We start from the raw sequence: 13,861 nt of genomic DNA, 5'->3' as shown, positions 1-13,861 counted from the left end.
ATTTATTATTTACCATTAGGTTGTTCTCCTTTTAAAGAAATTAAAACTAAATAGTGTATTTCAATGTGTTCATCACCATATTCTAAGTATGCTTTAGGGATTACTTCTAGTTCATATTTATCAAATGATTCCATAGCATTACTTAGATAGCTTTCAATTGTGGGGAATCTTCGGTCATTGTGATTGAGATATCGTTTAGGTAAAAGTGAGTCGTTAATATAATTGTTATATATATAATTACTATTTTCTTTTAGATACTCGCATGCTAGATTTATTGTTATCATTTTTCCAGATGATTTGTTTTTAAATTTTTCAAATTCAACCTTATCAAGACCGATAAATTTCGCACTATCAGTTACTTTATCTAGTTCGTAGGTGTTTATATCAAGGGAGTTTTTTATTTTATTCATTGTTTTTTTCAAGAAATTATAAAAATCAAGGGGGGCGAATCCTAATTCTATATAGGCTGAGTAAATGAGAAAGATAAGAATTTTATCCCTTACTGAAAAAACTATTTGTATTTTTCCTTTTAATTTGTCATTTATAACAGAGCCGTGAGCCGCACAGTTTCTTACTTTTTTTATCAAGTCAAATTCATCATCAGTAAAATTTAATATTTTGATGATTGACTCATCAAGAGTGGAAAAGTAATTCTGAACTCTATCAGTTAATGTAACATCTCTTTTTGTCTCTTTTATTGTTTCAGATATTCTATCAAGAAGTTCAAGTGCTGCTTTGTCATGGCTGGAATCATTTTTTAGTTTTTCTATTATTGGTTCTAACTTGGCCTTAATCTCAGGGCATTCAGTGAAGTTAATATATTTTTTTCTGCCGTAAATTTTTTGACTGTAGGCGTCAAGAATACTGACAACTCCCAATATATCATATTCCCAAAAACCATCATAAGAGAACATATTAACAATTCTAGGCCAAATATTTTCACGATTATATTTGTTTTTTCTACAAAAATAGCCATGAAAAATTCCTTTCCAACAATTATTATTGAATAATTCACTTGCTGAAGTAAAACAGTATCTGTTACTACTGAAAGGTTCTTTTTTTGAGGACAGTTCAAGAAAGTAAAAAGGGAACGATTTTGATGTGTTCGCCTCAATTAATTTTATGGACTTAAAAGATAGTTCCCCCACTAATAACAAAGAAAATATTATTTTAATATCGCAGGCTAAATTGTCTAATTCTTTTAATGTCAAACTTCCGTTTTGCTTAACTATTTTTATCGTTTGATATTCTTTTATTGTTGTTATAGTGCCTTCGGTTTTTGTACTATAATAATGTTCGCTAGTAACAATGAATTTTTGTTCATTGATGGTGATTTTTTCATATATTTTATTTGTTGGGAATTTTTTACTTACTTCATTTTCTAAACAGGTACAACCTAACCCATCATTAAGCCATGCGGATACTCCAGTCAAAGCAACTTCAATACCTGAGAAAGTAGCATCATGATCTATTTGAACTATATACTTGGGATTGAAAATGTTCATCCAAATTTCATCACCATAGCAATGGTAAATGTTTTTTTTAGATGCGCACTTTATAAATCCCAAGCCATTCTTTTTAGATGGTAACAAATCACTTCTTTTGAGAAAGTAGGAACCAGAGTCGATTGATGGGAAGCGGTCACTACTTATTTTAAGCTCACCATCTATGGTTTTACCATCAGGTAATTCTATATCAATATTTTCTTCTAATTCGTCTACGAAATTTATTTCCGAGTTCAAAATAATACCCTCGATAGATAATACATAAAGACATGTTTAATTATGGAACAGTAACGCTATTTCTCAAACAAAAAACCCGCCGTTCGGCGGGTTTCTCTTATCCTGGCTGACCTTGCAACCAATCCAGGGCAATCTGTTTTTCATCTGGCCGCAGCCTTTCCAACAGTGCCTTAATCAACCCCTTATCGCCCAGGCCGCTAGGGCTAACGGTATGTGAACGGGTTAATTCATAAACGCTGGTTTCGCTACATTCCACATTGGTACAGGTGTAATACAGGTTTGCAAGCTGGGGCGCTTGCCATACTGATTTGCGGTTATGCATCCGCGCACCACACGCAGTACAAAAAACCTTGATTGTCGCCATACCATCCCCCGAAAAACCGCCATCTTGAGATGATTTTAGCACTTTTTGCCGCTTATTTCTCATCCGTTACGCTCCATCGCCGGGCGGGATAACAATCTCATTATCAGCCGGTTTGGTCAGTGGCAAGCTGTTACTGTTTAGCCCCTTAAATTGCAGGTGCAAATGAGGGGGAATGTCGGGATCGTGATTCACCGCACTGGCGAACATCCGTTGCAGCGGGATCACCTCATCTTTTCGATAGGTATCGCGCGCAGTTTCCGGGCTGGCCATCACCGCCCCGTTAGTCGGAATGATACCGGCCAGGCCGGAAGGGAAGCGGTGCGCGGTCAAAACATCTTGCGCACTGATACTTTTAATATTGGCGAATTCATCTTTCACACCGGCGTCACCAATCGGGATAAATTGCACTCCTTTTTCGCCACCGTCCGCGATATTGATAAACATCATTTTGAAGTTGCCCACCCCTTTGGATTCCTCAATTTTTTTCGCGATATCCTCTTCCATTTCGTCGCTTAAATTGGGGTCGGTGGTATAGATAATCCCGCCGGTATGCGCGCCGTTATGGTAATAGCGCCGCCGGAATATGGTCGCCTCGGTATTCAGTAACGCGCTATGCATCCCGCCGATATAATCCGGCAAGCCATAAACCTGCTGTTGTGGGTCGTACTGGCGCAAAAAAATCACATCACGCGCCGGGTAAATAAGCGGCGGGCCTTTCTGCAAGACCGAAAAATCCCCATCCTTGCGGCGTCGGACATACAGCGCCGGCAACGGCACCAAATCCACCACATCCCCCCAACCGTTACGCACTTTCAATATAGCGATATCACCAAACAGCAAATAATCATAAGCCGCCTGGCCCATTTCGCCCAGGCTCAGACCACCGCCGGCATAATCGCTCACCACCATATTTTTCCGCGCATACAGCACCCCGCCATGCTGCCCGCACATGTTGGCAAGTTGCGCCAGGGCCAGCCGGTCGATGGGTTGCCGCCAGTGGTCGGCGGTCGAGTCGTACCAAATTTCGTGATACTGCGTTCCCTGCGTCAATATCGGCATGGGGGTATCGGTGGTGACGATACTGAATGTGCCACGCCGTGCCGGCATGGCTGGCACATGGGATTTTTGCTGCCTGGCGCTGTAGCGCTGTTTGCGTTTGCTCATTATTTTTTCCTGTCAGACGTCCCGCCCAGCCGGATTTCCGCTTGCGTTCGTTGTTAATTGGCTCGTTTATCACCGCGTGGGCGATGGCAAAGAATCGGTCGGCGTGGCCGGTGTCGGCGCTACGGTCGGCAACAAAGGTCATGCCGCCGCCGCTCTTGGTGGTGGTGTGGCGAATTGCCATAAAGCTGGCCGCGATGCCTTTATCCTCAATATCCCAGGCAATGCGTTTATGCTCGACCACATCGATCATCTTCATCACCAGGCGGTTTTTGCTTTCCTGGCTGTAGCGAATCGGGGTCACTTCACGTCGTGCAAAGTCTTGCACCATTTCGCACACCGGCCCGCCAATGCCGGTGGTATCAATACCGATATGGGTAATGTTGTAGCGGGTCATGTACTCCTTGATGCGGCCTACCTGGTATTTAAAGGCGAAGCCGTGCCAGGTTTCGATATGCAGTACCCGGAACGGCTCCCCGTCAACTTGTGGCGGTGCGACCAGAACAAACGAGGCGGTATCACCGGTGCGGGCGGGGTCGTAGCCGGCCCACACCTCACGGTTACCGAATGGCCGCATGGCGTTGACGTCGTGATCTTCCCAGGTGCTGACGTTGGTGAGGCATTTTTCCAGTTGGTCGAATTTGAAAACACAATCGCCAGTATCGACAAACTGACACATGTACAACTGGTTAAAGGCGCTCTCACTGTTTTCTTCCTCTATCTCGTCCAGGTCGATAAGAATGGCGGCGTCGCCATAGACTTTGGCTTTTTCCCACATATCCGCGACAGCGGTTGTCACTGTCGTGATATAGCGCCAGTGGTTATCCGGGCACATAATCCCGGCTTCCATTTGCGCAAAGGTTGGGAATTCGACCTTTTCCCGCGCCTTTTTGCCCTTGCGCCATTCGTCACCTGTCCAGAACGGATAAGCCTGATGTGTTTTGGCGCTGGGTGTTGAAATGTAAGTACGGCGTAAATGGGTGTGCGTGGCTATCGCGCCGGCAACCCTTTTTAATTCGCTAAATCCGCGTTGCCAGAAAATTTCGTCTATGTAGACGTTGGCACAAAAGCCCTGGGCGGTATTGGTGTTGGTTGACAGGAAATGCAACTCCGCGCCATTGCTCAACACAATAGGGTCGCCGGTCAATTCAATGCCGAACAGTTCAAAAGCAAACTTGATGATATAGCGCCGGAAAATAAGCGACTGAGGGCGAGAGGCTGACAAGAACGCCTGATTGTTGCCGGTTAAAATGGCATCTTCCAGCGCTTCAAATGCGGCGTACCAGGTCGCCCCGATTTGGCGTGATTTCAGCCATATCCGGTTACGGTGCTTTTTCGCTTCCCGCAGTGTGATTTGATAGTCATACAGGCCATCAACAAATTCATCAAAATCAGCCGCCACAATGCCGGCCACATTATTTCGTTTCCCGCCACGCTTGCCGCTTTTCTTTTTGCTGCTGTCGTCGCCCTCGTTGGCGATCGCCTCAATGGTGCCACCGGCTCCCGTTGCGGATATCCCGCGCGCCGCTGCCTCCAAATTCATGGCGTGAATTTTTTCAGTGTGCTTATGACGGCTGACAATTAACTTGCAGTGCATATCAATGTATTTATCGAGTTCTTTTAACTCAATATCATTTTTATTGGCCTTATCGACCAATACAGCCGCACGGCGGTTAATAACAGATTCTAAATCTTCCTCACTTAATAGACTGCGCCAGCCGCCTTTATCCGCCCAATAGTAAACTATCCGCGTCGAATTGAGTTTTAACTCGGCGGCTATCTCTTGGGCTGTCCAGCGCTTCAAATATAATGAACGCGCAACGCCTATTAATTCTTCTGGATATTTGGATTTTCTGGTCATGCCTCATTATGGCGGCTTTATTTATTCAAAATGACAACTAAATACCGCAATAAATCGCAATGCATATTTATTACGAATGAATAAGAAGTTTGATAAATGAAATAATAAAAACAATCCGTAATACTGAATGAAGTTAATACCATCACCACGCCAAACCGATTAATTAAAAGGTCAATTATGTCCGGTTCACAACTGACAACGAATTTTATTCGCATAGCGACTGAGGGCGCGACTGTTGATGGTCGGGAAATTTCAGCGGAATGGCTGGTCGATATGGCAGAAACATACGACCCCGCAATCTATACCGCCATGATTTGGCCTGAGCATGAACGCTGGTATGGCGCGTGCGGTGAAGTCCAGGAATTAAAAGCCGAGGTAGAAGATGGCTTGATGCGCCTAAAGGCCCGGCTTTGCCCTGGTATGGATTTGCTCTATGCCAACCGCAACGGGCAAATGCTTTTTTGCTCTATTGAGCCTACCGAAACCCTGAATTTTCGCGGTACCGGAAAACCCTATCTTGAGGGCTTGGGCGTCACCAGCTCCCCGGCCAGCATCGGCACCGAGCGTATGCGCTTTAGTGCAAATAAAAACGGAAAACTTTACGGCGCACTAGAAGCATTAGTGATTAGTGATGTTGCCGACACCGAGGAATTAAATATGTCGACCAAAGACCCCAAAGCAAAGAAAGCATTATTCCGCAGTCTTTTTAATCTTGCCGATAAAGGCAGTGATAAAAAACCGGAAAAACCAAAATCGCGTTTATTTTCCAGTTCCAGTCGCAAGTTTTCTGATGAAGATATTCAGACCATTGTCGAAGCGGTAGCCGAATTACAGGATGTCGTCGACGAACAAGCGGTAACCATTGAAGAGCAAGCGGTCATTATTACCGAACTGCAAGCCAATGATACGGACGTAACCGAAATTCAGGAAGCCTTGACCGAAGTTAAATCCGAATTGGTCACCGTCCAGGAAGAAGTTACCGAAATTAAAGACGAGGTTACCGGTGGTGAATTCAGCAAACTTAAAAACAAACTTAATGCCGCTGATAAAAAATTCAACAAACTTGAGCAAGTCACCACCAAATTACCCGATGCCGCCCCTAATGCGTCCAGCGGTAAGAGTTACAACTTCTGATTTACGGTTAATTAAACCGCCACAGACAGAATTAAATCGTTATTGCGCTAAACGCACTGACAAATAGACGAGAGCACTCATTATGCCAATGAATAAGTTATATGAACTGACGCAAAACTATGCCCGGCGCATTGGTGAGGCCAGCGGTTCGAATATTAATACCCTGCCAATCAGCACCAACGGCATTGGACGGTTCAGCATCAGTGCGCCGCAGGAAACCGCCTTGCGCCTGGCGTTGATGGAGCAAAATTGGTTCCTGCCACTGATTACTACGCGCGATGTTGACCAGATTCGCGGCCAGGTGATTGATGTCGGTAATCCGGGCCTGTTTACCGGTCGCCGTGTTGAGGGGCGATTCACTAAAAATGTCGGCCTGTCTGGCAACGTTTATCAGTTGTATCCGACGGACTCTTGCGCCCGTCTGCCGTGGGAAACGCTGTCTAACTGGATTCATTCAGGTACCACCGATGATGAATTTATCCAGTTAGTGGCTGAATTTACCCTGCGTACTTTTGCCAACGATATCCTACGTGTTGGCTTTAATGGTACCAGTGCGGCGCTGGAAACTGATGGCGTGGCGAACCCGAACGGGGAGGATGTCAATATTGGTTGGCATCAAATCGCGAAGAATTTCGACACCTTGCATGAGAACCCAGCCACACCAGAACAAGACCGCATTCCGGGCTTTACCCAGCGCGTGATTAATCCCGGTGACGGTGAATTGACCATCGGTGCAAACGGTATCTTTAAAACGCTGGATGCGCTGGCCTCCTGGCTAATCAGTACCACCATTCCCAGCCAGTTCCAGAATGAGCCGGATTTGGTGTTGTTGATCGGTTCAGACCTGATTGCCGCCGAGCAATTCCGTTTGTTCCAGGAAGCGGGCAAGCCGACCGAAAATATTGCCGCCCAAATGCTGGCAAATACCGTCACCGGTCGCCGTGTCTATGTTGCACCGTTCCTGCCGGGTAAACGCATGGCCGTTACCACCCTGGCAAACTTGCACAACTATAACCAACGTAATCACCAATACCGCCGCGCGGAACATGTGCAAGACCGCCTGGGCTTTGAAAATGCCTGGTGGCGTAACTCTGGTTATGCGTTGGGGCATCCAATGTTGTACGGCGCAATTGACGAATCAGCCATCACCATCGAAGCGGAAAAAGATATTAATACCGCAATGTTGGAGGGCTTGATCCCTGGTGCTCCCGAAGATGGCGCACCGAATCTGGATAACACCCAGGTTTAAGCGGAGGGAACCTTATGGCGTTTAACCCACTACGTTTTCGGGCGCAGGCATTAGCCAGAGCAAAAGTGCAATACATCACCCCGGAAGAGGCCGAGTCAGGCGCGGGCGAAAGTCTGCACTTGCAATTACTCAGCCTGGAAAAAGACGTTAAACGCCTGGGGGCATTAACCCGCATTGCCGACAAGATAGAACTCAAGGCGCGGGAGTTATTACCGAAATGGCTTCCGTATGCCGAGCGCTATCTCAACGCTGGCAAGGTCTATCAATACCCTGTTTTCGGTTATTGCGTGGTCTGGCTGTTTGATACCGGCGATATCGATAAGGCGCTGGATTGGGCCGATATCGCCATTACTCAGAGCCAGGCAACACCGGACAAGATCAAGTCCAAATTCCCGGCCTTTGTGGCTGATTTCATTTTGGATTGGGCCGAGGGGGAATCACAGTCGGGCCGCAGTATTGAGCCGTATTTTTCCCGCACGTTTACCAACGTGCGGGAGAACTGGCGCTTAAACGAAAGGCACACCGCCAAATGGTTCAAGTTCGCCGGTGAGTTTTTACTGCGGGACAAAGGCGGTAAACCCATTGCTGCGGCAATCAGTGATATTCCGACCTTGATCCGGGCCAATGAATTGCTGGCCCAGGCCGAGGGTTTCCATAAAAAAATCGGAGTGGAAACACTGCGTAAACGCATTGCATCACGCATTCGCGCCCTGATAAAGCAAGCCGCTGAAATGGCGGAACCTGACCAATCAAAAGGTAATAAAAATGAAATTTAAATTTGAGCTGAATCAACTAGTCACCCCAAGAATCAGCAATGAGTGGGGTGAGGTGAAAAGCCGCGCTGAGTCCTCGGTAACTGAGAACCAATATTACATTTACTACAAGGCCGCAGACGGTCGGGCAGTAAATGACTGGTTTTATGAAAGCGATTTAGAAGCGGTGGAAGATGTTTGTCATCCTGGTTGCCCGGTCTATGCCCCCATCGACCCGCCAAAAGGTGCCGCAGTCGAAGAGTAACCTTTTAATTGTGAACACCGCCCCCTGACCATGTCGCGGGGCAGTACCGACACCCGGCCAGCCGGGGCGGGCGAAGTGGAGGCCGTAGCGCTTTGCGTCTTACGGGCCGTGGAAACTTGTCAGCCCGCACCCCATAACGAGAGGTTTTTATGTTTCGACCCGGTGATAACGGTTTTCAGAAAGCCACGTTAACCAATGACGGTTTTTGGCCTGACCTGGCACTGGATGAGTTCCAGCGTCAGCGCAGCATACCGCCCACCATTGACGAAAAAACCGTGGTGCAAGCCCTGCTTGCCGCCGTTGCCGAGATTAACACCTCGTTAGCCAGCGTTACCACGCAGCAAAAAAGTAGGGGCTATATGACGGCCAGCGCGGTACCTGGCCCGACGATGGAGGGCGACAACGTGCTGACCGCCCAATATAAAAAAGCAGTTTATGCCCGAACAAAAGCTGATCTGATGGGGGAGTTTGCCGCCGTCAGCCGGCGCGAGGACAACACCAATCAGGACGCGCCGCAGACTAAAGCGTCATTACTGGCCGAGGCCGCAGTGGTATTACGCTGCATCAAAGGTCGGGGCCGCGTGGGAGTGCATTTGGTATGACTCAGCTTGATAAGTTGTTTGATTTTGTCAGTAGCAATTTGCCGGAACGGCTGATGAAAACCACCGGAGCCGACGCCTGGATGGAAAATATTGAAATCATTCACGCAGCCAAGGCATGGGGGCTTGGTCAGCGCCGGATAGCAATACGCCAATATCAGGCGACCTTAGCCTGGGAGCGCTGGCCTTATCGCCAGTATGACCCGGACACTTTATTTGCCCTGGTCATGGTGTGGTTGGCTAAACATGCCAACGAACATTACCACCGCGATGAATTACCGCCGCCTGACGTCATTTTGCAACTGACAGATAACGACAACGCCACCTTATTTATCACGGTAACACTGGCTGACGACATCATTCTGATCGAAAGCGAGCAGGAGGGCATTGTCCCGCTAGAGGGTAAGCGTTACCGGGTGGCACCGCCCACCGTCAACACCGCGACAGCCGGCTGGATTGTCGGCGCAAACGGAGCCACCGCACCGACCCACCCAACCGGTGAGAGTGATGCAAGCTGACTTTACGCTCAATCGCGCCCAGTGGGAGGCGCTTAAAAAGGATCTGGCCGCGCTGGAACTGCCGCCCAATAAACGTAAGCGCCTGCTGTGGCGGCTGTTGAAATTAGGCGTGATGCCCGCTGCCCGTCGTCACCAAAAGCAACAGGCCAACGCCGAGGGCGTCAAATGGCCCAAACGCCAGAACGGTTTCAAAGGGAAAATGATGCGGGGATTGCCAAAAATGATGGAAATCAGCGAATTACCCGCTACTGACTCCGCAAAAATTTATTTGCGCGGCACCAAAAAAACCTCGCCGGGCGTGGTCGGGAACATGCAGCAATCAGGCTTTACCACCACGATCACCGCTGACCAGGCAAAGAAACGAAAGAGCAGCGAGGCCGGCGCGACACTGCGCCAGGCTAAACGGTTACTGGATTTGGGTTACACCGTTTTTCCCAAGACTGCACCGCGCAGCCCGTCGGTGAGTGAAATCATGGATTCACTGAGTCGGGATAAAGCCGGGGCCATTATCCGCAGTCTGGAGGGACGAAAAGCGAAAACAAGCTGGACAGTGACCTTGCCGGGCCGCGAATGGCTGGCAGTCAATGATGATGAATTTAACAAAATGCTGGCGCGTCAGATGCAAGCCATCAATTACGGCGGTGGCGTCCGGACGCAAGATATTAAGGGGAAGGTAAAAAAATGACATGGCCCACAATTACGATAAACCAGCTTAACCAGCGCCAGGGCAAGATTAACGAGGTAGAACGTACCGTTTTATTTATCGGTAGCGCTGCCGCTGATTCTGAAATCCCCGGCGACTTGATCGCGCTGGATTCACAATCTGATATCACGCTGGTGCTGGCTGATGCTGATACGGCATTACGTGAGAACGTGCGCGCCGCACAGCGCAATGGCGGTCAGAACTGGCAAGCCTATGCGTTGGTATTGGCGGCTGATGCGCAGCCAGGCGACGATATGCTGGCAATTCTCAGCGCTCAACAGATGATTTCTGTTGAGGGGGTTATCTGCACCATCCCGATCACTACCGTGGCCGACGGCCGCACCAAAATTAACTTATATGCTGCCTTGCGCGCCGAACTGACCAATAAATACGGTCGCTGGGTGTGGTCAATGCTGACTGTTTCCGGGCCGGTGGCGCTGCCTGTTGCAATGTCGTGGTCAGCGTACCAGGCATTTCTTGCTGAACTGGAAACCGGCATTGCTGCCGAATCGGTGCAACTGGTGCCGGCTTTGTGGGGCAATGAAGCCGGCGTGCTGGCGGGGCGCTTATGTCATCGCAGCGTGACCGTAGCCGACAGTCCGGCGCGGGTGAAAACCGGTGCATTGATTGGGCTGGGAATTGATAGCGCCGAAATGCCGGTTGATAGCAACGGGGTGGAAGTCACTCTGGCGCATTTGCGCGCCATGCACGACCTGCGTTATTCGGTGCCGATGTGGTATCCCGATTACGAGGGCATGTACTGGTCAGATGGCCGCACCTTGGATGTGGTCGGCGGTGATTACCAAATCATTGAAAATCTGCGCATTGCCGACAAAGTTGCGCGCCGGGTGCGTATTCAGGCCATCAGCAAAATTGCCGACCGTTCGATGAACAGCACCCCGGCCAGTATTGCGGCACACCAGACCTTTTTCGCCCGCACCATGCGCGGTATGTCTCACAGCTCGCAGATTAACGGCGTGATGTTCCCTGGCGAAGTGAAATCCCCGCAATCCGGCGATGTGGTGATTACCTGGTCGGATATCGAAACCGTGAGCATTTACCTGGTTGTGCGGCCATATGGCAGCGCTAAAACCATTCAGATTGGGATCATGCTAGACCAATCCATTACCGCCGTTTCGGAGAATTAATCATGACGACTGCACGCATTGGCGGTAACTCAATCGACATTACCCTGGGTACGCAAATTATCCACGTCAAAACCGTTTCAGTGGATATCACCGATAACACCGCCGCCACACAATCACGCGGTATTCCTGATGGCTATGTATCGGGTGATGTCTCTGCCGAGGGGGAAATGGAAGTTGATACCAAGAACTTTAAAAAACTCAGTGCTGCCGCCAAAGACGCCGGCAGTTACCGCAAGATGCCAACCACCGATATTTTGTTTTATGCCAACACTGGCGATGAGGAGTTAACGGTCGAGGTATTCGGTTGCAAGCTGATTATCAGCAGCCCGTTAGGTTTTGACCCGAAAGGCGGCGAGACGGCCACGCATAAATTTAAGTACATCGTGACCAGCCCGGATTTTATCCACATTGACGGCACGCCGATTTTATCGAGCGACGACGTTCGTGACTTGATCGGGTGAGTGATGCATATGCCAAACGGAGAAACATCACTCATTAGTCGCCTGTTATTACTGGGGTTTGTTGGGGCGGTTATCGGGATTGGCAAGTTATTAGCCAGCACCGAAGAGATAACGCTACGGCTGATTTTGGGCCGGGCGATATTGGGATCGGCGGCATCCTGGCTGGCGGGCCTGGCAATCATTCACACGCCGGGCCTGGGCGAACTGGAGTTGGTCGCTATTGCTGCCGCCCTGGGCATTGCGGGTTCCAGCGCCATTGAGTTGGCACTCAAAATGCTAATGAAACGCTATTTAGGCGTACATAAAAAGGATGGGGAATCATGACATTAAGCGAAAAACAGGCGGTATTTACTTTAATGATCGCCCAGCTCATTAATTGGGCGGGCAACCACAACTACCGCCTGACCTTTGGCGAAGCCTACCGCACCCCGGAGCAGGCCGCGCTAAACGCCAGGAACGGCAAAGGCATTACTAATAGCCTGCACACGCAACGCCTGGCGGTGGATTTCAATCTGTTTATTAACGGCCAGTACCAGACCCGTACCGAGGCTTATAAACCCTTGGGTGAATATTGGGAATCAATCGGTGGCGCTTGGGGCGGGCGTTTTAAGTCCAATCCAGACGGCAACCATTTTAGCCTGGAACACAACGGGGTGAAGTGATGCGCGAACTGCTGCCGGCGGTATTACCCCTGATAGTGGCCTGGTTGCTGGGCTGGGCGATGCACGGCGAAAGTCAGGCAAAAATCGACCTGGCAATTAGCCAGGTAGCCGAGGCCAACCGCGTACAAGTGGAAGATATCGCCGGCACCTCAGCGCGCCAGCTTGAGGACAAATTAACGGAGTTAAAAGCCAATGAAGTGCATACCGAGCGACTTATCAGGACTGAGATTATTAAACCGGTATTTAGCACTGTTTGCGCTACTGATGATTACGTCCGGTTGTTCAACGCCAGTGCGGAACGCGCCGAACGTACCCTATCAGGAAAACTTATTAACCCCTTGCCCGGTAACCTTGCCACGCCTGGCCGGTAACACCGGCACCGATTTTAGCGACACGTTAGGGCAGTACCAAAAGATATACCCAGATTGCGCAGCACGACACAACCAATTGATAAACGAAATAAAACAACGGCGAGATTTTCAGAATGAACGATAAAGCAAACGACGTACTGATTAACCTGATTAATCGCGCGGCCAGCGGTATGGATTCGGCTATTGATTTCAGCAAAGCACAACTCCCAGAGGCGATCCATCAACTGATGGTTTGGAAAGCAGTGTCTTACAGCTTGCGTAGTACCGTATTTCTTCTCTTGTGGATTGCCTGTTTTTTCGCCTTTAAAAAAGGTCTGGCACTGATGTCAGCCGACAAGAACAGTATTTCCGCCATTTCCTTATTAGTCTTTTCGGGGATGGTGGGGCCTGCCATGTTCGTCGGCCTGACATCAAACATCGGCGACGCCCTGCAACTGTGGCTTGCCCCTAAAGTCTGGCTGATTGAGTACGCCGCCCAGCTAATGAACTAAAGCGGCACGATAAAAACAACACACTAAGAATATTAACAACCCAATACTAAGGACTGAACAATGAGCAAAGAAACCAAAGACGTAATCACTCTGGAAGTGAAAGGTATTACGGTGCAATTTGCCCCGACCCTGGTTGCGTATAACAAGTGCCTGAATGAGTCGGCGCGTGATGAAAATATTATCGGCGCGATCAGTACCTACCTAAAACGCATCGTAGTGCCGGAGTCCCGCGACAATCTCGCCGAACTGCTGCAACGCCCCGGTATGGCCGCAGCCATTGCCAAAAAAGTAAATGAGATTTACGCGCCAGATGCAGAAATCGAAGTAAAGGAATAAGCGCGCTCATTCAAGCGATTAAGAGTAACCCGCTTGAACAATAT

18 protein-coding genes are annotated in these 13,861 nt (G+C 49.0%); 14 read left to right on the top strand and 4 right to left on the bottom strand.

Features of this window, described 5'->3' with window-relative positions; all coding sequences use genetic code 11:
• Positions 1 to 5: 5 nt before the first annotated feature.
• The 4 genes from AT01_RS13845 to AT01_RS13830 form a co-directional block, all read right to left on the bottom strand.
• Positions 6 to 1,742: a HEPN domain-containing protein gene (locus AT01_RS13845; protein ID WP_042547547.1), complete on the bottom strand. Its 1,737-nt coding sequence runs from the start codon at positions 1,740 to 1,742 to the stop codon at positions 6 to 8.
• A gap of 97 nt (positions 1,743 to 1,839) precedes the next feature.
• The gene (locus tag AT01_RS13840) at positions 1,840 to 2,169 is read right to left on the bottom strand and encodes an ogr/Delta-like zinc finger family protein (RefSeq protein ID WP_052489971.1); all 330 of its coding nucleotides are present in this window, start codon (positions 2,167 to 2,169) and stop codon (positions 1,840 to 1,842) included.
• 3 nt (positions 2,170 to 2,172) lie between these two features.
• Positions 2,173 to 3,057 (bottom strand): phage portal protein, encoded by an 885-nt coding sequence (locus AT01_RS13835; protein ID WP_407703505.1) that lies wholly within the window; start codon positions 3,055 to 3,057, stop codon positions 2,173 to 2,175.
• Positions 2,951 to 5,128, bottom strand: coding sequence for a terminase large subunit domain-containing protein (locus AT01_RS13830; protein WP_042547546.1), 2,178 nt, complete (start codon positions 5,126 to 5,128; stop codon positions 2,951 to 2,953). The genes AT01_RS13835 and AT01_RS13830 overlap by 107 nt, the downstream gene beginning before the upstream one ends.
• 177 nt (positions 5,129 to 5,305) lie before the next feature.
• On the opposite strand from AT01_RS13830, the gene AT01_RS13825 reads away from it, so the two are divergent.
• From AT01_RS13825 to AT01_RS13760, 14 genes are all read left to right on the top strand, one after another.
• The gene (locus AT01_RS13825) at positions 5,306 to 6,262 is read left to right on the top strand and encodes a GPO family capsid scaffolding protein (RefSeq protein WP_042547545.1); all 957 of its coding nucleotides are present in this window, start codon (positions 5,306 to 5,308) and stop codon (positions 6,260 to 6,262) included.
• Positions 6,263 to 6,344: 82 nt separating this feature from the next.
• Positions 6,345 to 7,511, top strand: coding sequence for a phage major capsid protein, P2 family (locus AT01_RS13820; protein WP_042547544.1), 1,167 nt, complete (start codon positions 6,345 to 6,347; stop codon positions 7,509 to 7,511).
• A 14-nt stretch (positions 7,512 to 7,525) separates the two neighbouring features.
• On the top strand, positions 7,526 to 8,287 hold the full coding sequence (gpM, locus tag AT01_RS13815) for a phage terminase small subunit (RefSeq protein WP_042547543.1): 762 nt from the start codon (positions 7,526 to 7,528) through the stop codon (positions 8,285 to 8,287).
• The gene (locus tag AT01_RS13810) at positions 8,277 to 8,528 is read left to right on the top strand and encodes a hypothetical protein (RefSeq protein WP_042547542.1); all 252 of its coding nucleotides are present in this window, start codon (positions 8,277 to 8,279) and stop codon (positions 8,526 to 8,528) included. The genes gpM and AT01_RS13810 overlap by 11 nt, the downstream gene beginning before the upstream one ends.
• 149 nt (positions 8,529 to 8,677) lie before the next feature.
• The gene (locus AT01_RS13805) at positions 8,678 to 9,130 is read left to right on the top strand and encodes a head completion/stabilization protein (RefSeq protein WP_042547541.1); all 453 of its coding nucleotides are present in this window, start codon (positions 8,678 to 8,680) and stop codon (positions 9,128 to 9,130) included.
• On the top strand, positions 9,127 to 9,645 hold the full coding sequence (locus AT01_RS13800) for a phage tail protein (protein ID WP_042547540.1): 519 nt from the start codon (positions 9,127 to 9,129) through the stop codon (positions 9,643 to 9,645). Before AT01_RS13805 ends, AT01_RS13800 begins: the two co-directional genes overlap by 4 nt.
• Complete coding sequence (locus AT01_RS13795) at positions 9,635 to 10,330, top strand: hypothetical protein (RefSeq protein WP_042547539.1); 696 nt, start codon at positions 9,635 to 9,637, stop codon at positions 10,328 to 10,330. The genes AT01_RS13800 and AT01_RS13795 overlap by 11 nt, the downstream gene beginning before the upstream one ends.
• The gene (locus AT01_RS13790) at positions 10,327 to 11,496 is read left to right on the top strand and encodes a DUF2586 domain-containing protein (protein WP_042547538.1); all 1,170 of its coding nucleotides are present in this window, start codon (positions 10,327 to 10,329) and stop codon (positions 11,494 to 11,496) included. The genes AT01_RS13795 and AT01_RS13790 overlap by 4 nt, the downstream gene beginning before the upstream one ends.
• Positions 11,497 to 11,498: 2 nt before the next feature.
• Entirely contained in the window at positions 11,499 to 11,957 is a 459-nt protein-coding gene (locus AT01_RS13785) for a phage protein (protein WP_042547537.1), read from the top strand.
• A gap of 9 nt (positions 11,958 to 11,966) precedes the next feature.
• On the top strand, positions 11,967 to 12,281 hold the full coding sequence (locus AT01_RS13780) for a phage holin family protein (protein WP_042548627.1): 315 nt from the start codon (positions 11,967 to 11,969) through the stop codon (positions 12,279 to 12,281).
• A complete protein-coding gene (locus AT01_RS13775) occupies positions 12,278 to 12,619 on the top strand; it encodes a M15 family metallopeptidase (RefSeq protein ID WP_042547536.1) in 342 nt (113 codons plus the stop codon). The genes AT01_RS13780 and AT01_RS13775 overlap by 4 nt, the downstream gene beginning before the upstream one ends.
• The gene (locus AT01_RS13770) at positions 12,619 to 12,990 is read left to right on the top strand and encodes a hypothetical protein (protein WP_042547535.1); all 372 of its coding nucleotides are present in this window, start codon (positions 12,619 to 12,621) and stop codon (positions 12,988 to 12,990) included. Before AT01_RS13775 ends, AT01_RS13770 begins: the two co-directional genes overlap by 1 nt.
• A 113-nt stretch (positions 12,991 to 13,103) precedes the next feature.
• Complete coding sequence (locus AT01_RS13765; protein WP_042547534.1) at positions 13,104 to 13,481, top strand: hypothetical protein; 378 nt, start codon at positions 13,104 to 13,106, stop codon at positions 13,479 to 13,481.
• 60 nt (positions 13,482 to 13,541) lie between these two features.
• Positions 13,542 to 13,817, top strand: a complete 276-nt coding sequence (locus AT01_RS13760) for a putative phage tail assembly chaperone (RefSeq protein ID WP_025376674.1) — start codon at positions 13,542 to 13,544, stop codon at positions 13,815 to 13,817.
• Positions 13,818 to 13,861: the final 44 nt, after the last annotated feature.

Origin of the sequence: Yersinia aldovae 670-83 (assembly GCF_000834395.1) — a bacterium.
Taxonomy (GTDB): domain Bacteria; phylum Pseudomonadota; class Gammaproteobacteria; order Enterobacterales; family Enterobacteriaceae; genus Yersinia; species Yersinia aldovae.
Note: the sequence above shows the minus strand (reverse complement) of the source record. Positions and strands in the feature narration are given on the sequence as shown.